Consider the following 15,927-nt stretch of genomic DNA (forward strand, 5'->3'; position numbering starts at 1 on the left):
ATGCCGGATTATCAGACGATCAAAAAGGAACTCGAAGGCATCGCCATCGAAGACAATCCGGCGCTGGTGCGCCAGAAGAGCCGCGATTTCTACTGGTATTCGCCGATCCTGAAAGCGCAGCTCGACAATGTGACGGCCGATCTCGTCGTCACGCCGAAAAACGAAGACGAGGTCATCCGGACGCTGAAGGTCGCCTTCGCCCACGGCGCGCCAGTCACCCCCCGCGGTGGCGGCACCGGCAATTACGGCCAGGCGATGCCGCTCTCCGGCGGGATCGTGCTGAACCTTGCGGCCATGGACAAGATCAAGGAAATCCATCCCGGCCGGGTGATCTGCGAGCCCGGCATCATCATGGCCCAGCTCGACAGGCAGACCAAGGCCCATTCCGGCCAGGAACTGCGGTTCCATCCCTCGACGGCGCAGATGGCGACCATCGGCGGTTTCATCGCCGGCGGCTCCGGCGGCGTCGGCTCGATCACGTGGGGCGGGTTGCGCGATCTCGGCAATATTCTGCGCCTGCGCGTCGTCACCATGGAAGCCGAGCCGCGCGTGCTTGATCTCACCGGTTGGGATCTGCAGAAGGTCAGCCATGCATACGGCACCAACGGCGTCATCACCGAGATCGAAATGCCGCTGGCGCCCGCCTATGACTGGGTCGACGTTCTCGTCGGTTACGACGACTTCATGGCGTGCGTGCGCTTCTCGGATGCGCTTGCCAAATGCAACGGCATCCTCGTCAAGGAAATCGCCCCGATCGCCGCACCCATCCCGCACGACTATTTCACCCGCCACAAGCCCTATATCCGCAAGGGGCAATCGCTGGTGGTGCTGATGATCGCGCCGCATGCGATGGATGCCTTCCTTGCCTTCACCTCGGCCCACAAAGGCGAGGTCATCTTCCGCTCCGATAAGGTCGAGAGCATGAAGGGCATTCCGCATGCCTATGAGCTTGCCTGGAACCATACGACGCTGCGGGCGCTGAAGGTCGATCCCGGATTCACCTATCTGCAGGTCCAGTACCCGGGCCCGGATCACGTGGCCAAGGTCGCCAGGATGGTGGAGATCTTCGGCGACGAGGTTCCCGGTCATCTCGAATTCATCCGCTTCGACGGGCAGATCCAGTGCTCGGGTCTGCCGCTGGTGCGCTACACCACCGAGGAGCGGCTCGAGGAGATTATCAAGATCCACCAGGATCACGGCTGCCCGATCTTCAATCCGCACCGCTATACGCTGGAGGAAGGCGGCATGAAGCGCACCGACAAGGTGCAACTCGCCTTCAAGCACGAAACCGACCCCAAGGGGCTTCTGAACCCCGGCAAGATGATCGCCTGGGAAAACCCGGACTTCGATTTTGATGCCGGCAAGAACTATCTCTTCCCCGGCCTTGCGAGTGTCATGGAGGCTTCATGAGGGTTCTCGTGCTGCATTCGCACCCGGTCGAGGAAAGCTACGGCAAGGCGCTCTACCAACAGACGCTGGAAAGCCTGCGCAAGGGCGGCCACGAGGTGGATGGATGCGATCTTTATGCCGAGAATTTCGATCCCGTCCTTTCCCGGCATGATCGGCTGACCTACCACGACTATCCCGGCAATACCGAGCTGGTGAAATCCTATGTCGAGCGGCTGAAGCAGGCCGAAGGGTTGGTGCTGGTGACGCCGGTCTGGAATTTTGGTTTCCCGGCGATCCTCAAGGGCTATTTCGACCGCGTCTGGCTTCCCGGCGTCTCCTTCGAACTCGTCGACGGCAAGGTGGAATCGCGGCTGCGCCATATCCGCAAGCTCGCCGCCGTGCTGACGTATGGAGCAACGCCATTGCGCGCCTTCGTCGCCGGCAATCCGCCGAAGAAAATCGTCAGGCGCGTGCTGAGAGCACAGATCAACCCGCTGCGGCCTGTCACCTTCCTTGCTCATTACGACATGAACAACTGCACGCCCGAAACGCGAGCAAGATTTCTGGCGAAGGTGAAGACGTCGATGGAACGGTTCTGAAGCGTATCGCGCCACCGGGCGTCATAAGACTTTGGCGGCCGTGACCTCGACTTCGACGAGGAAATCCGGCCGGGTGAAGCCGCCGACGATGATCAATGTCGAGACAGGCTTCGGGTCGAGCGTGTAACGATCGCGCACCGCCATATAGGCTGGGAAATCCTCCCGTTTCGTCACGAACCCGGAAATGCGGATGACGTCCGCAAAACTCATCTCCGCATCGGCAAGAATGGCCTTGATCGCTTCGAAGCATAGCTCGGCCTGTTTGCCGATGTCTTCAGGCACCTCGTCGTCGAGACCGATGCCGAGCTGACCTGAGGTGACGAGCAGCGAAGCGCCCGGCGGCACAAGCAACCCGTGATTATAGTTTCCGAACGGACGGCGGACCGAGGGCGGATTGAAAATCTTCTTCATCGGCATTTCCTCGGCTAAGCGGAAGACGGCGCGTCATTCCATTTGTTGGATCAGGAGAGCGCGAATGAGCGTGCACGACCTCAGGTGCTTCGCGCGCTCGGCTCGCCGGTTGCGGCAAACACCGCGCTCGCATCGCTGACCATCTCCACATGGGAATAGGCTGCCTGTGAGGCAGCAGTGCCGTCCGCTCGCATGATCGCGATCACGATCCGGCCATGTTCCTCGTAGGATTTTGCCAAGCGGCCGGGCAGCCGAAACTGCGCCCGTCGAAATGGGGCGAGCCGTGCCCGCGTCTGCGTCACCATCTCGAAGATATGATCGTTATACGCGCCGCGATAAAGGCGGGTGTGGAACTCGGTGTTGTGAGCCGCATAGTCCTCTTCCGCGCCGGTATGCACCAGCTTCATCGACGCCTTGTGCTCCAGCTCCAACGTGCGCCGCTCATCCACCGTCATGCGTTCGGCCGAGAGCCTGGCGCAGATGGCTTCGAGTTCCGCCATCGCCTCGAACATGGAATGCAGATAGGTTTCGGTCACGGTGGTGACGACGGCGCTGCGGTTCGGCTCCCGGTCGACAAGCCCCATCGCACCGAGTTCACGAAGCGCTTCGCGCACCGGTGTGCGCGACACTTCAAAACGACCAGCCAGCGAAACTTCATCGAGCTTCTCGCCCGGCAGCATCTGCCCGGTGACGATCATGTCGGCGATCGCCCGCACCATCTGCTCGACGGTCGTTCCTGCCCTGATGATTTCTCTGCGCCTGACTTGCTTCAAGGAATGATTCTACATTGTTGGGTTGCATACACATGCCCGCTCAGGCCGGCAAAGTCAAACGCCAGTATATATTATTGATGTCGCTAGCAAAAATGTATTTTGCACTACCGCTTGGTCGGCGCTTCGAGCCCAACGACATGGATATCGGGCAATTTTATAGGCTGTGCATATTTTTTCATCTAATTTCAAGATGAAATTGCATGCACTTCTTAGGCGTCCGCCAAAGAGAAGAGAATTTCATTTATAAAATCAATACAATAAAATCTGGCACGACCATTGCATACACTTTTCTGTAACCAATTGAAAACGGCATAATCGCCGTCAGGGGAGCATTCCGATGACCAGACTCCTTTCCATGAACAGACGCCATTTCCTTCAGGCTTCCGCCGCCGCCACTCTCGTCGGCGCGGCACCCGGCCTCCTCTCCTCGCGTGCGTTCGCACAGACGGCTCTCACCGTCGGCTTCATCTATGTCGGCCCCAAGGATGACTATGGCTACAACCAGGCGCATGCCGAGGGGGCCGCTGCCATCAAGGCGATGCCTGGCATCACCGTCGTCGAAGAAGAGAACGTGCCCGAAACGGTCGACGTGCAGAAGACGATGGAATCGATGATCAATCTCGATGGCGCCACCCTGTTGTTCCCGACTTCCTTCGGCTATTTCGATCCGCATATGCTGGCCATGGCCGCCAAATATCCCGATATCCAGTTTCGTCACTGCGGCGGGATGTGGCAGGAGGGCAAGCACCCGGCCAATACCGGCTCCTATTTCGGTTATATTTTCCAGGGGCAATATCTGAACGGCATCGCCGCCGGCCATGCGACGAAGAGCAAGAAGATCGGCTTCGTCGCCGCCAAGCCGATCCCGCAGGTGCTGCAGAATATCAACGCATTCCTCCTTGGCGCACGCGCAATCGACCCGACCATTACCTGCCAGGTGATTTTCACCGGCGAGTGGTCGCTCGCCGTCAAGGAGGCGGAAGCCACCAACGCGCTGGTCGACCAGGGCGCCGACGTCATCACCTGCCATGTCGACAGCCCGAAGGTGGTCGTCGAAACGGCCGCCGGCCGCGGTGCCTTCGTCTGCGGCTACCACGCCAATCAGAGCCCGCTTGCGCCCGAGAAATATCTCACAGGCGCCGAATGGGCCTGGGGCAATGTCTATGGCGACTTCGTCAAGAAGGCGCAGGCCGGCGAGAAGCTCGGCAACTTCGTGCGCGGCGGCCTGAAGGACGGTTTCGTGAAGATGAGCGCGCTCGGCCCCGGCGTTTCCGAGGCGGGCCGCAAGGCATTCGAAGCGACGCATGCCGACATGATGAAGGGCGGCTTCTCGGTCTTCAAGGGGCCGCTGAAGGACAACAAGGGCAACGCTGTCGTCACGGCCGACAAGGCCTATGCGGAAGATGCGATCGAGCTCGAAAGCATGAACTACCTAGTCGAGGGCGTCGTCGGGTCCACGGCGTAAACCGCGAGAGGGAGAAGCGCCATGACCGTTCAGGCCAATGATCCCGCAATATCAGTCGCCTCCGACAACCCGGCCTCGCTGCGTCCGCTGCTCGAATGGACGGCACGCAGGGCCGAACCGGTGGTCATCGGCCTTGCCGCCATCCTGATCGGGATCGGGCTCTTTTCTCTCTTCATCCTGGCGATCGGCAAATCGCCGGTAACGCTCTTCCAGCTTATGTACACCGGCGGCTTCGGTAGCTGGTTTTCGGTGCAGAACAGCTTAAGCCGTGCCGCACCCCTTCTCCTGACGGCACTCTGCGTCGCCCTGCCTGCCCGCCTCGGCCTCGTCATTATTGGCGGGGAAGGAGCGGTCGTGCTGGGCGGCGTTGCCGCCGCCGCCATGGCCATGCCGCTTGTGGGAGCGGCTCCTGTGTTTCCCACTCTCATTCTGATGGCGATCGCCGCCATGGTCGTCGGCGGCATCTGGATCGGCTTTGCCGGCTTCCTGCGCCATTACCGCGGCGTCAACGAGACCATCTCCTCCTTGCTGCTTTCCTATATCGCCATCGCGCTGATGAACCAGTTCGTGGAAGGGCCGCTGCGCGATGCCGCCAGTCTGAACAAGCCATCGACCAAGCCGTTGCCGGCAGACTACATGCTCGGCAACATTCCCGGCATGGATGTGCATTGGGGCCTCGTGATCGGCATCCTCGCCTGCATCCTATCCTGGGTTCTGATCGAGGTGACGAGCTACGGTTTTGCCGCGCGCATCGCTGGCGGCAACGTGCACGCCGCCCAGATCCAGGGCTTGCCGGTCGGCAGGCTGATCGCCGGTTTCACAGCGATCGCCGGTAGTTTCGCAGGTCTTGCCGGCATGATCGAGGTCGCCGCCGTCCAGGGCAGCGCCAATGCCTCGCTCGCCGCCGGTTACGGCTATACCGGCATCCTCGTCGCCTTCCTCGCCCGGCACAATCCGCTGGCGATCATCCCCGTTGCGATCCTGCTCGGCGGCATCGATGCCTCGGGCGGCCTCATCCAGCGCCGCATGGGCCTGCCCGATGCCACCGTGCTGGTGCTGCAGGGCACGCTCTTCATCGTCATCCTCTTCTGCGAGACCTTCTACGGGCGCTTCAAGATCTTCAATCCCGACCTCTGGAAAAGGAGCCTCTGATGGAAGAGACGGGCATCGGCATCTGGGGCGTGCCACTCGCGATCCTGGCGGGCGCCATTCGCGTTTCCACCCCGTTCATCTTCGTCAGCCTCGGCGAGACGATCACCGAGCGCTCCGGCCGCATCAATCTCGGCCTGGAAGGCACGCTCGTCTTCGGCGCGATGACGGCCTACGCCGTCGCCGTCATGACCAACTCGCCCTGGCTCGGCGTGCTCGCCGCGATGGCGACCGGCGCCGCCTTCGGTCTGGTTCACGGCTGGATCTGCAAATGGCCGAAGGTGAACGACATTGCGATCGGCATCGCCATGATGCAGTTCGGCCTGGGCCTCGCCTTCTTCCTCGGCAAATCCTTCATCCAGCCAGTGGCGCCGCATCTGCCGTCCATCCCGCTCGGCCTCTGGTCGAGCCTGCCGCAGATCCAGGCCGCCCTGAACATCAATGTGCTCTTCATCCTGGGCGCCTTGCTTGCCTTCGCCCTCTGGTGGGGCTTCAGGAATACGCGGGTGGGTCTCATCCTGCGCGTCGTCGGCGACAGCACGGATGCCGCCCGCGCGATGGGCATCAACCCGGATCGCGTGCGTCTGCTGGCCACCGCCGCCGGCGGGTCGCTGGCGGCGATCGGCGGCGCATATCTCTCGCTCTATTATCCCGGCTCCTGGAACGAGGGTATTTCCTCAGGCCAGGGCCTGATGGCCGTGGCGCTCGTCATCTTCGCCCGCTGGAACCCGATCGGCTGCTTCCTCGCCGCCCTGCTCTTCGGCGGCGCCGGTGCGCTCGGGCCGGCGCTGCAATCGATCGGCGTGACCCAGGGCTACTATCTCTTCTATGCCGCGCCCTACGTGCTCACCCTCGTCATCATGATCGCGACCTCCTCGCCGACACGTTCGCTTGCCGGTGCGCCGGGCGCGTTGTCGCTGACGAAATGAAGACGGAGCCGCTGATATCCAGCCGCGGCAAGCAAAACATTCAAACTTGCAGGTGAATAGGAGAAGAAGACGATGGACGCCATGGTCGAGACCAAAGGACATTATATCGACGCCGATCCCTATCCCTGGCCTTATAACGGCGCCCTGCGTCCGGACAATACGGCCCTCATCATCATCGACATGCAGACCGATTTCTGTGGCAAGGGCGGCTATGTCGATCATATGGGTTACGACCTGTCGCTGGTTCAGGCGCCGATCGAGCCGATCAAACGCGTGCTGGCCGCCATGCGCGCCAAGGGCTACCACATCATCCATACCCGCGAGGGTCATCGACCCGATCTCGCCGACTTGCCGGCCAATAAACGCTGGCGTTCACAGCGCATCGGCGCAGGCATCGGCGATCCAGGCCCGTGCGGGCGCATCCTCACACGCGGCGAGCCCGGCTGGGACATCATTCCGGAACTCTACCCGATCGAAGGCGAGACGATCATCGACAAGCCCGGCAAGGGTTCTTTCTGCGCCACCGATCTGGAACTGATCCTCAATCAGAAGCGCATCGAGAACATCATTCTGACCGGCATCACCACCGATGTCTGCGTTTCCACCACCATGCGCGAGGCCAACGACCGCGGCTTCGAATGCCTGCTGCTGGAGGACTGCTGCGGCGCGACCGATTACGGCAATCATCTCGCCGCCATTAAGATGGTGAAGATGCAGGGCGGCGTCTTCGGCTCCGTCTCCAATTCCGCAACGCTCGTGAGCCAACTGCCATGAGCACGATCCGCGACACGCCACTTCCGCAGGCCGGCAAGGCCGTCGGCATCGATACGATGGATATGACGATGCGCTTCGGCAGCTTCATCGCGCTTGACCATGTCTCGATCAAGGTGCCAGCCGGCAGCTTCCATGCCCTGCTCGGCGAAAACGGCGCCGGCAAGTCGACGCTCGTCAAATGCATCATGGGTTTCTATCACGCGACGTCGGGCTCGCTCTCCGTCGACGGTCGCGAAGTGGCGATCGCCTCGCCCAGGGACGCTGCGGCCTACGGCCTGGGCATGGTCTATCAACATTTTACGCTGGTTCCTTCGCTGACGGGTGCCGAAAACCTCGTCATCAGCCGGGCGGAAGTCCCCGCCATCATCAACTGGGCGAAGGAGCGGAAGGATCTTGCGGCCTTCATGGAGCGGATGCCCTTCAAGATCCCGCTCGACCGGCCGGTGAGCGAGCTTGCCGCCGGCGAGAAGCAGAAGCTCGAAATCCTCAAGCAGCTCTATCTCGGCCGCTCCTTCCTGGTCCTCGACGAGCCGACCTCGGTGCTGACGCCCGCAGAAGCCGATGAAATGCTCGGCCTCGTGCGCGGGATGACGGAGCGCGGCGAACTGACCGTGCTGATGATTTCCCACAAGTTCCATGAGGTGACGAAATTTGCCGATGCCGTCTCGATCCTGCGGCGCGGCAAGCTCGTCGGCACTGGAAAAGTCGGCGAAGTTTCCACAGCCGAGATGGCGGCGATGATGATTGGGGACGTCAAACTCGCCGAACTTGACACCCGCGTCCCCGTCCCGGAAACCGCAAAGCCGGTCCTCGAAGTGGCGCAGGTCAAAGCGCCGGATCGTTCCGGCCTCAAAACCATCGAGATCGATAATCTCATGGTGCGCGCTGGCGAGATCGTCGGCATCGCCGGAATATCGGGCAATGGCCAGAAGGAACTGACGGAAATCCTTGCCGGCCAGCGACCGACCAATACCGGCCGTGTCAGCGTCAAAGGCGAGGTTTATAGCGCAACACGTCGCGAGACGCGCAAGAACAATGTCCGCTTCATCCCCGAGGAGCCGCTGCAGAATGCCTGCGCTCCGAGGATGAGTGTCAGCGAAAACCTCGCCTTCCGCACTTTCGACCTGAAAACGGGCGGCAAGAACGCGATCTGGCTGAACAAGGGCAAGATGAAGAAGCGCGCCACGGCGCTGATTTCCGACTTCAAGGTGAAGACCGCTTCCTCCTCATCGCCGATCGCGGCACTTTCGGGCGGCAATGTGCAGCGCGCCGTGCTCGCCCGCGAGCTCACCGGCGCGGTGGACCTGCTGATCGTTTCCAACCCCTGCTTCGGTCTCGATTTCTCGGCCGTCGCCGAAATCCGCGCCCGTATCATGAAGGCGCGCAATTCGGGCACCGCGGTCTTGTTGCTTTCCGAGGACCTCGACGAGCTGCTCGAAATGTCCGACCGCATCATGGTCATCTCCGAAGGCAAGCTGGTCTACGAGACACCGGCACGATCTGCCGACATCGGCGTGATCGGCGCCCATATGGCGGGGCATCACTGATGGCCGAGATCAAGGCAGAACCCTTCGCCTTTCCGGTGAAGCTTGACCAGCTCGCGCTTATCGTCATCGACATGCAGCGTGATTTCGCCGAGCCCGGCGGTTTTGGCGCCAGCCTCGGCAATGATGTCAGCCGCATCACCAGGATCGTGCCCGATGTCAAACGCCTGATCCAGGGCTTCCGTTATGCCGGGCTGCCGGTCATCCACACGATGGAATGCCACAAGTCCGATCTTTCGGATCTGCCGCCGGCAAAACGCGACCGCGGCAATCCCACGCTCCGGATCGGCGACGAAGGCCCGATGGGGCGGATCCTGATTTCGGGCGAGCCCGGCACCGCGATCTTGCCGGAGCTTGCTCCGGTCAAAGGTGAAGTCGTGATTGAAAAGCCCGGCAAAGGCGCCTTTTACGCAACCGAGCTCGGCGAGGTGCTGCAGCAGAAGGGCATCAAGCAGCTCGTTTTTGCCGGCGTGACGACGGAGGTCTGCGTGCAGACGACAATGCGTGAGGCAAACGACCGCGGCTACGAATGCCTGCTCGCCGTGGAGGCGACGGAAAGCTATTTTCCGGAGTTCAAGGCCGCCGCAATCGCCATGATCCGCGCCCAAGGCGCGATCGTCGGCTGGACAGCCCATGTCGACGACATATTGGAAAGCATCGCCCATGCCTGAAACCACTCGCGAATTGCTCACATCAGGCGGCTGGAGGGATCTGCAATTCGGCCCCTTCCGCGATCAGGTGACGATCCACTGGATCCGGCCCTTCGAGGGCGACCAGCCCGGCGTGGCGCTGCTGAAATACGAAGCCGGCGCCGGCGTTCCCCGCCATCGGCATGAGGGGCTGGAAACCATTCTCGTGCTCGATGGAGTGCAATCGGATGAAGCCGGCGATTACGGCCGCGGCAGCTACATCGTCAACGCACCCGGTACCGAGCACTCGGTCTGGAGCGACACCGGCTGCGTCGTGCTCATCCAATGGGACCGGCCCGTGACAATATTGGAAGAGCGTGGGTAACGCCTGCCCGGCGTCCCAACGGCGTTAACGGCTGGCGACAAGAACCCCTGCCCCGACCATCAGAGCTCCGGCTCCGCGATTGAGGATGCTGATCTTGTTCGGATCGGCCAAAGCCGTTTTTGCCTTATGGCCGAGGAACACATGCCCTCCGACCACGATCACTTCTATCAGCGCAATGATCACCAGCAGTTCCACGGTATCGGAGACCGTGAGCGGCCGGATGCCGAGCACGCCCGGCAGAAGCGCCAGATAGAAAATCGGCATCTTGGGATTGGAGATGTTGAGAAGGAAGCCCGTGAGGAAAAGGCGGATCAGGCCGCCCCGCATCACGCGAGGTTTGATGTTCGGTTTCGAACGCCACATCATGACGCCCGTGTAGATCAGGTAGAGAGCACCGGCATATTGAATGAAGCGCAGATTTTCGTTCATGTATTGGGCAATGGCGTTGAAGCCGATGGCCGCAAAGATCACGAAAAGGAAGATGCTGCAAACGACGCCGATCCCGTAGGCAACACCATGCGCCGGACCGCTGGACACGGTCTTCGACAAGATGGTCAGATTGTCGGGGCCGGGACTTGCCGCGAATACGAAGAAGGCCAGGCTAAACGTCAAAGCTGTTTGCAGGTCCATCATGCGCTCCTTTGCTCCGTTAACTCTAATCCAGTCTGGAAGAAATTCTCAATAGCAGATCGCTTGATCGGTGCGGCGGTAGTGCCGGCCGTTCGCCTCAATACGGATCTTGGCCGGAATTGCGATGCGCTATTTCGAAGAAGATGCCGAACCGTCTATCCAGCCCTTTATGGGAACCCGAACCCGGTCACTCGACGTGTGCGTTTTAGCAGTTGAAGAGATCAGAACCGTCGATCCCGCTAATTCGAGCGCCGATGACGCTTATGGCATGAGCGGCTGTGTGAGTGGCCGACACCGGTGGCGAACTCGCAATCGCTTACGGATACCTTCCAACTGCTAGAACCAAACTTGCGATGAATTTTTAAGCCGAAACCGCCTCCGTTACGTGGGATGTTCGGTGCAGATTGGAGTGGAAACTCAGCGCGTTTCGTTAAGAAGGGGGTGCTCGCCGACATTGAGCGGCAGCAATATTTGGGCAATCAGGTTGCGGATCCAGCGATGAGCGGGATTTCCGGTCGAGCGCTTGTGCCACACGCCGACGATGAGTGCCGGCGGAAGCGGCATGGGCGGTGTATAAATGGCGAGGCCGAAAAGATCCGCTAAGCGCTCCGCCAGTTGGCGAGGGACGAGTGCAATATGATCGCTCCCGCTCACAGCTCGGCAGACACCGAAGAACACGGGTACCGTCATGACCACCTTCCGGGAGCGCCCGATCTTGGCCAGTGCAGCATCACCCATGGCTTTCGTTTTTCCTTCGGGCGAGAAAAGGATGTGTCCGAGCTCGCAGAACAGATCAATCGGCAAGGTTTCGCCAAGCGTTATTCCGGCGGCTTCGATTGCGGCGTTTCCTCTGCGGGCGATAGTCGTGAAGGACGATCGGAATAGCGGACGTCGGTCGATCCAGTCTGGGAATTCTGCATCAGGAATGAGAGCCATGTCGGCTTCATACCGCTCAAGGGAGTCGATGTAGCTGTTTGGGACCAGATCGACCAATTGCACCCGAATACCCGGTGCGCGTTCGTGAATCTCTCGCGCCAGCCGCGGCATCAGCATCTCCGCAAAAAAATCGCTACCCGCCAGCTTGAAAGTGATGCTGGCCCTCCTGGGATCGAAGGACGCGCTACTCAACATCGCCTCCACCCTGTCGAGCGTCTCGCGCAGAGGCACCGCCAGACCTCTCGTATAATCCGTCGGGCGCAGACCTTGGCCATGACGGACGAACAACTGATCATCGAGCGCATAACGCAGTCTCGAAAGTGCGCCGGACACTGCCGATTGCGACATTCCCAGCTTTTCGCCGGCCTTCACGGTCGAGCCTTCCCGCAACAGCGCGTCGAGCACGCGTAGAAGATTGAGATCAAAGGTCGCGAAATTCATTTCGCCGATAGCTTCTATGTCATCAAACGATTTTTCTAATAATGGTCAAAATGCTAAGAACTGCAAGACGAAAGCGCTTTCGTTTCATTCTGACAACAGGAGGAAACGATGATGGACCTACTTGGATGCCCCGATACGATTAATTGGCTCGGGGTTCATTACCGAACTATTCTTGCAAGCGCAGCAACTGGCGGGGCAGTGTCCATCGTCGACAGCCTCTCACCCGTTGGCAGCGGGCCGCCACGACACATCCATGAAAGAGAGGACGAGACCTTCGTTCTTCTTTCCGGCTCCTGCGAATTTTGGATGAAGGGTGAGACCTTTACAAAGAAGGCGGGCGAGACCGTCTTCGTACCGCGGGGAATGGAGCATACCTTCAGGGTAACCGGCGACATGCCGTCGCGGCATCTGGTTATCCTGACACCGGGCGGCTTCGAAGGCTTCTTCGCCGATATGGCTGCAGGCCAGTTCCAAATCCCGCAGGATATGGAACGGATCGCAGAGTCTGCGGGCAGGCACCGCCTCCGCTTCACTGGACCGCCGCTGGGCGTGGCCTAATCACCATGGTGCCTCGATCGCCTCCTCGATTGCTAAACGCGGCGCTATTCCGGCAATCCGGCGTCACGCAGGGCGTCGCCGAGTGTTGATGCGAGCTCTGGCGAACAGTTTACGCCAGCAAACTGCCGACCGTAGCGAAACAACGGCTGAAGCTCAAGCACGCGCGCGGCCGCCGCCCTTGCTTCGTCCAAGCGGCCAAGTTTGGCTAGCGCGGCAGCTAGCTGCACATAAGTAATGCTGTGCGCGGGATTGGCTTGGACGGACTTGTAGGCCGCGCGACAGCCATCCTCATAGCGGCCGCGCAACAAATGACTCATTGCCTGCGCGTCAAACGCCGCCCACACCCAGGAATCAAACGGGCTTAGCCGCACGCCTCGTTCACTCCATTCTATCGCGCGCTCGGCCTCGCCGCTCCAGCCGAGAATGACGCTGCCGAGAATATAGGTCAGCGCCGACGACGGGCTGATCGCCAGCGCTGCCTCCAACGCTGCGAATGCAGCGGCGCGATCGTGCGCATCCATACCGATCGAAAACCCCGCCCATGTCAGAGCCAGTGCATCGTCTTGGCCATAGGCAATAGCCAATCGAGCATGGTGAATTGAAGCGGCGCGATTGACCTCTTGCAGGCCGGCGCGGAGAAACAAACAATGATGACACATCGCGGCATTGCCGTGCGCCAATGCGTACGCAGGCTCAAGTGCGATGGCGCGCTCAAGAAGCGTCAGCGCTCTTGTCACTTGCTCCGGCATCCCTGAATCAACGTCAGGCTGGGCCTGGAGCACGAGATCGTAGGCATCAAGGCTTTCGGGCCGTTTCCGCCTCACACGTTCAATCTCTGCTTTTCGTACGCTGGGCGCGATCGCACCCACCACGGAAAGCGCAATCTCGTCCTGAAGCGCAAAAATATCTGCGGAATTGCGGTCATAGCGTTCGGCCCATACATGGGATCCGGTCGACGCATCGATCATCTGGCCGATCACCCGCACGCTGCCGCCAGATCTGCGCACGCTGCCTTCCAGCACATAACGCACCCCAAGCTCCCGGCCGATCTGCTTTACGTCCGCAATTCGCCCCTTGTAGGCGAAGCTAGAATTTCGCGCGATGACGAACAGCCACTTAATGCGTGCAAGGCCCGTGATAATGTCGTCGACCATCCCATCAGCGAAATACTCCTGCTCCGGATCCCCGCTCAGGTTCGAAAAAGGCAGAACAGCAATCGAGGGCTTCTCGGGAAGTGCCAGTGCTGGTGCGGCGCGGTCGGCAATTGACGCATTCCGAACGTTCGCAACAACCGCCGGTCCGACATATCGATAGCCATGCCGCGGTATCGTCTCAACCCACTTCTCGGCATCCTCTTTCGCCAGCACCCTGCGCAAGGCTGCGATTTGGACCGTTAAGTTGTTGTCAGCGACCGCCAATTCGCCCCAACCGGCTTCGACCAGCGCGTCTTTCGACACCGGCGTCCCGGCATTATCGAGCAGCCTGCGCATCAGCACGACGGCGCGACGCCCAAGCATAGTGGGCTCGTTGCCTCGATACAAAATACCTGCCGCCGGATCGAGGCGGAACGGGCCAAACTGGTAGATATCGTTCCCACTCATCATTCCGCACTTTTAGCAGATTTTTAGGAACGGATTCACGACTTTCCGGCGCTGGGCGCCGATCTTGGGATCGATGTTTGCAATGCAAACACCTTGTCAATGGAGGTCAAAATGAGCGCCGAACCCATCATCCGCATGCCCGACGAGAAGAACGGAGTAATACTGCGCGGTCATCCGATGCACTTTCTCGTCACCGGCGAAAACACTAGGCACACGAGCATGTTCGACTGGACGATTCCCCCAGGATTCGCTACTGGGCGCCACGTTCATCGGGTGCAAGAGGAAACCTTCTACTTGCTCGAGGGCGAATGTGAGTGGCATGTGGGCGACAGAGTTGTCCTCGCGACGCCGGGAACTTACCTGTTCATCCCGCCCGGCGTGCCGCACAACATTACCAATGTCAGTGAGAAACCAGCCCGCGTGTTGATGACAGTCTCACCGCCCGGCCATGAGCACTATTTCGAAGAGCTCGCAAAGCTTGCCGCGCAGGGCGTGCCCGACTCAGAAGTCCTCGCCGATCTGCGAAACCGCTACGACACCGATCAGCTCTCGACCTTAACCACACGCACGTGAGCTTAAGTGTTAGTCGTAATGACATAGGTGGGGTGTGAAGCTCCCCAATGACCAGGTTAGGGCCCCGAGCACATTAGCGATGGAATAGCAGTTGAAAGGATCGAACTGCCGACCCGTGACTATTGCCCCACCACGCCTCCCGTTCGACCTTTGGGATGAATTCAAGAGGCTGTTGAGTTTATGCTTGCATAATCAGCAAGCGTCTCTATATTTGCTAGCATGAACAGCAAGCAGAGAAAGACTCTCGCGGCGGTCTTCAAAGACCCGGTCTCGGGAACCATTGAATGGGCCGCTATAGAGAATCTGCTTGTGGCTGCCGGAGCCGACCTCATTGAGGGGAACGGTTCCCGCGTTAAGTTTGAAAAAGACGGGATCATTGCGAGCTTCCATAGACCACATCCGGACAAGGAAGCAAAGCGTTATCAGGTGCGCGATGCTCGCGAGTTCCTGATGCAGATTGGAGTAACGCCATGAACATCATGACCTACAACGGATATCACGCTCGCATCGAATTCGACGCTGAGGACGATGTGTTTTTCGGCAGGATTGCAGGTATCTCGGATGTAATCGGCTTTCACGGTGACAGTGTTGCTGGACTCAAGAAAGCCTTCCATGAGGCAGTCGATGACTACCTGGAGACGTGTAGGAAAATCGGCAAAGAGCCTCAGCGACCCTATTCTGGGAAGATGATGTTTCGTGTCGCTCCCGAAGTCCATCGCCGAGCAGCTCTTGCTGCTGAGCTTTCGGGAAAGAGTCTGAACCAGTGGGCAGAAGAGGTGCTGGAAGAGGCCGCCGACCATTATGCCGAGGCGCGCTTGCCGGCGTAGTTCCCTTCACCATACCGGCCATCGGCGTGTCCGATGAATTGGTGTTCCCTTCGGTACATTATGCGATCTTCTTCGCCCAGAACGTGAACACAACGGCAACAAGCTGGACGCTGGCCAGGAAAGCTCTCGCCGTGCCAGAACCGTTGCCCCACTATTTCAGTGTCGGCGGCGTAAAAGGTATTTATGGAACTTCACTTTTCAAGTCATATCCTGCAGCTTTGAAGTCGCTTGCGCATTGGGCTGGCGTGAGGCGGCGAGGCCTACCGCATCCCACAAACATCGACCTTCGCCTGGTCACATCAAGATTGATTCCT

General features: G+C 59.9%; 18 protein-coding genes. 13 read left to right on the plus strand and 5 right to left on the minus strand.

The annotated features are described in order from the left end of the window. Both ATY78_RS11380 and ATY78_RS11385 read left to right on the plus strand, forming a co-directional pair. Positions 1–1,410, plus strand: coding sequence for an FAD-binding oxidoreductase (locus ATY78_RS11380; RefSeq protein ID WP_088682436.1), 1,410 nt, complete (start codon positions 1–3; stop codon positions 1,408–1,410). Then, a complete protein-coding gene (locus ATY78_RS11385; RefSeq protein WP_088682437.1) occupies positions 1,407–1,988 on the plus strand; it encodes an NAD(P)H-dependent oxidoreductase in 582 nt (193 codons plus the stop codon). Before ATY78_RS11380 ends, ATY78_RS11385 begins: the two co-directional genes overlap by 4 nt. A gap of 21 nt (positions 1,989–2,009) precedes the next feature. Here ATY78_RS11385 and ATY78_RS11390 read toward each other — a convergent pair whose 3' ends face one another. Together ATY78_RS11390 and ATY78_RS11395 are read right to left on the minus strand one after the other, a co-directional pair. Then, positions 2,010–2,399 (minus strand): RidA family protein, encoded by a 390-nt coding sequence (locus tag ATY78_RS11390; protein WP_088682438.1) that lies wholly within the window; start codon positions 2,397–2,399, stop codon positions 2,010–2,012. An 80-nt stretch (positions 2,400–2,479) separates the two neighbouring features. Further along, on the minus strand, positions 2,480–3,172 hold the full coding sequence (locus tag ATY78_RS11395) for a GntR family transcriptional regulator (RefSeq protein WP_088682439.1): 693 nt from the start codon (positions 3,170–3,172) through the stop codon (positions 2,480–2,482). 337 nt (positions 3,173–3,509) lie between these two features. Here ATY78_RS11395 and ATY78_RS11400 point away from each other — a divergent pair, with 337 nt between their 5' ends. From ATY78_RS11400 to ATY78_RS11430, 7 genes are all read left to right on the plus strand, one after another. Then, positions 3,510–4,637 (plus strand): BMP family ABC transporter substrate-binding protein, encoded by a 1,128-nt coding sequence (locus ATY78_RS11400; RefSeq protein WP_088682440.1) that lies wholly within the window; start codon positions 3,510–3,512, stop codon positions 4,635–4,637. Positions 4,638–4,658: 21 nt separating this feature from the next. Then, on the plus strand, positions 4,659–5,789 hold the full coding sequence (locus tag ATY78_RS11405; RefSeq protein WP_088682441.1) for an ABC transporter permease: 1,131 nt from the start codon (positions 4,659–4,661) through the stop codon (positions 5,787–5,789). Next, positions 5,789–6,715: an ABC transporter permease gene (locus ATY78_RS11410; RefSeq protein WP_088682442.1), complete on the plus strand. Its 927-nt coding sequence runs from the start codon at positions 5,789–5,791 to the stop codon at positions 6,713–6,715. Before ATY78_RS11405 ends, ATY78_RS11410 begins: the two co-directional genes overlap by 1 nt. Before the next feature lie 72 nt (positions 6,716–6,787). After that, positions 6,788–7,489, plus strand: a complete 702-nt coding sequence (locus ATY78_RS11415; RefSeq protein ID WP_088682443.1) for an isochorismatase family cysteine hydrolase — start codon at positions 6,788–6,790, stop codon at positions 7,487–7,489. After that, positions 7,486–9,036: an ABC transporter ATP-binding protein gene (locus ATY78_RS11420; RefSeq protein ID WP_088682444.1), complete on the plus strand. Its 1,551-nt coding sequence runs from the start codon at positions 7,486–7,488 to the stop codon at positions 9,034–9,036. Before ATY78_RS11415 ends, ATY78_RS11420 begins: the two co-directional genes overlap by 4 nt. Continuing rightward, entirely contained in the window at positions 9,036–9,704 is a 669-nt protein-coding gene (locus ATY78_RS11425; RefSeq protein ID WP_088682445.1) for a cysteine hydrolase, read from the plus strand. Before ATY78_RS11420 ends, ATY78_RS11425 begins: the two co-directional genes overlap by 1 nt. Next, the gene (locus ATY78_RS11430; RefSeq protein ID WP_088682446.1) at positions 9,697–10,047 is read left to right on the plus strand and encodes a cupin domain-containing protein; all 351 of its coding nucleotides are present in this window, start codon (positions 9,697–9,699) and stop codon (positions 10,045–10,047) included. Before ATY78_RS11425 ends, ATY78_RS11430 begins: the two co-directional genes overlap by 8 nt. Positions 10,048–10,071: 24 nt before the next feature. On the opposite strand, the gene ATY78_RS11435 is transcribed toward ATY78_RS11430, so the two are convergent. Together ATY78_RS11435 and ATY78_RS11440 are read right to left on the minus strand one after the other, a co-directional pair. Beyond that, complete coding sequence (locus tag ATY78_RS11435) at positions 10,072–10,677, minus strand: LysE family translocator (protein ID WP_088682704.1); 606 nt, start codon at positions 10,675–10,677, stop codon at positions 10,072–10,074. A 417-nt stretch (positions 10,678–11,094) separates the two neighbouring features. Continuing rightward, positions 11,095–12,054, minus strand: coding sequence for a LysR family transcriptional regulator (locus tag ATY78_RS11440; RefSeq protein WP_088682447.1), 960 nt, complete (start codon positions 12,052–12,054; stop codon positions 11,095–11,097). 108 nt (positions 12,055–12,162) lie between these two features. On the opposite strand from ATY78_RS11440, the gene ATY78_RS11445 reads away from it, so the two are divergent. Further along, complete coding sequence (locus tag ATY78_RS11445) at positions 12,163–12,612, plus strand: cupin domain-containing protein (RefSeq protein ID WP_088682448.1); 450 nt, start codon at positions 12,163–12,165, stop codon at positions 12,610–12,612. 44 nt (positions 12,613–12,656) lie between these two features. Here ATY78_RS11445 and ATY78_RS11450 read toward each other — a convergent pair whose 3' ends face one another. Then, the gene (locus tag ATY78_RS11450; protein ID WP_088682449.1) at positions 12,657–14,216 is read right to left on the minus strand and encodes a winged helix-turn-helix domain-containing protein; all 1,560 of its coding nucleotides are present in this window, start codon (positions 14,214–14,216) and stop codon (positions 12,657–12,659) included. A gap of 108 nt (positions 14,217–14,324) precedes the next feature. On the opposite strand from ATY78_RS11450, the gene ATY78_RS11455 reads away from it, so the two are divergent. The 3 genes from ATY78_RS11455 (at position 14,325) to ATY78_RS11465 (ending at position 15,613) form a co-directional block, all read left to right on the plus strand. After that, positions 14,325–14,786 (plus strand): cupin domain-containing protein, encoded by a 462-nt coding sequence (locus ATY78_RS11455; protein WP_088682450.1) that lies wholly within the window; start codon positions 14,325–14,327, stop codon positions 14,784–14,786. A 219-nt stretch (positions 14,787–15,005) separates the two neighbouring features. After that, positions 15,006–15,260, plus strand: a complete 255-nt coding sequence (locus ATY78_RS11460) for a type II toxin-antitoxin system HicA family toxin (protein WP_003572077.1) — start codon at positions 15,006–15,008, stop codon at positions 15,258–15,260. Further along, the gene (locus ATY78_RS11465; protein ID WP_088682451.1) at positions 15,257–15,613 is read left to right on the plus strand and encodes a type II toxin-antitoxin system HicB family antitoxin; all 357 of its coding nucleotides are present in this window, start codon (positions 15,257–15,259) and stop codon (positions 15,611–15,613) included. Before ATY78_RS11460 ends, ATY78_RS11465 begins: the two co-directional genes overlap by 4 nt. Positions 15,614–15,927 lie beyond the last annotated feature (314 nt).

The sequence above is a fragment of the Rhizobium sp. R635 genome, assembly GCF_002211285.1.
Taxonomy (GTDB): Bacteria; Pseudomonadota; Alphaproteobacteria; order Rhizobiales; family Rhizobiaceae; genus Rhizobium.

What these genes read in the sequence shown, in the direction of transcription:
- ATY78_RS11445 (WP_088682448.1), top strand. Translation starts at nt 12,163, where the DNA reads ATGATGGACCTACTTGGATGCCCCGATACGATTAATTGGCTCGGGGTT.
- ATY78_RS11400 (WP_088682440.1), top strand. Translation starts at nt 3,510, where the DNA reads ATGACCAGACTCCTTTCCATGAACAGACGCCATTTCCTTCAGGCTTCC.
- ATY78_RS11405 (WP_088682441.1), top strand. Translation starts at nt 4,659, where the DNA reads ATGACCGTTCAGGCCAATGATCCCGCAATATCAGTCGCCTCCGACAAC.
- ATY78_RS11455 (WP_088682450.1), top strand. Translation starts at nt 14,325, where the DNA reads ATGAGCGCCGAACCCATCATCCGCATGCCCGACGAGAAGAACGGAGTA.
- ATY78_RS11460 (WP_003572077.1), top strand. Translation starts at nt 15,006, where the DNA reads ATGAACAGCAAGCAGAGAAAGACTCTCGCGGCGGTCTTCAAAGACCCG.
- ATY78_RS11440 (WP_088682447.1), bottom strand. Translation starts at nt 12,054, where the DNA reads ATGAATTTCGCGACCTTTGATCTCAATCTTCTACGCGTGCTCGACGCG.
- ATY78_RS11420 (WP_088682444.1), top strand. Translation starts at nt 7,486, where the DNA reads ATGAGCACGATCCGCGACACGCCACTTCCGCAGGCCGGCAAGGCCGTC.
- ATY78_RS11425 (WP_088682445.1), top strand. Translation starts at nt 9,036, where the DNA reads ATGGCCGAGATCAAGGCAGAACCCTTCGCCTTTCCGGTGAAGCTTGAC.
- ATY78_RS11415 (WP_088682443.1), top strand. Translation starts at nt 6,788, where the DNA reads ATGGACGCCATGGTCGAGACCAAAGGACATTATATCGACGCCGATCCC.
- ATY78_RS11410 (WP_088682442.1), top strand. Translation starts at nt 5,789, where the DNA reads ATGGAAGAGACGGGCATCGGCATCTGGGGCGTGCCACTCGCGATCCTG.
- ATY78_RS11390 (WP_088682438.1), bottom strand. Translation starts at nt 2,399, where the DNA reads ATGAAGAAGATTTTCAATCCGCCCTCGGTCCGCCGTCCGTTCGGAAAC.
- ATY78_RS11450 (WP_088682449.1), bottom strand. Translation starts at nt 14,216, where the DNA reads ATGATGAGTGGGAACGATATCTACCAGTTTGGCCCGTTCCGCCTCGAT.
- ATY78_RS11465 (WP_088682451.1), top strand. Translation starts at nt 15,257, where the DNA reads ATGAACATCATGACCTACAACGGATATCACGCTCGCATCGAATTCGAC.
- ATY78_RS11385 (WP_088682437.1), top strand. Translation starts at nt 1,407, where the DNA reads ATGAGGGTTCTCGTGCTGCATTCGCACCCGGTCGAGGAAAGCTACGGC.
- ATY78_RS11430 (WP_088682446.1), top strand. Translation starts at nt 9,697, where the DNA reads ATGCCTGAAACCACTCGCGAATTGCTCACATCAGGCGGCTGGAGGGAT.
- ATY78_RS11435 (WP_088682704.1), bottom strand. Translation starts at nt 10,677, where the DNA reads ATGGACCTGCAAACAGCTTTGACGTTTAGCCTGGCCTTCTTCGTATTC.
- ATY78_RS11380 (WP_088682436.1), top strand. Translation starts at nt 1, where the DNA reads ATGCCGGATTATCAGACGATCAAAAAGGAACTCGAAGGCATCGCCATC.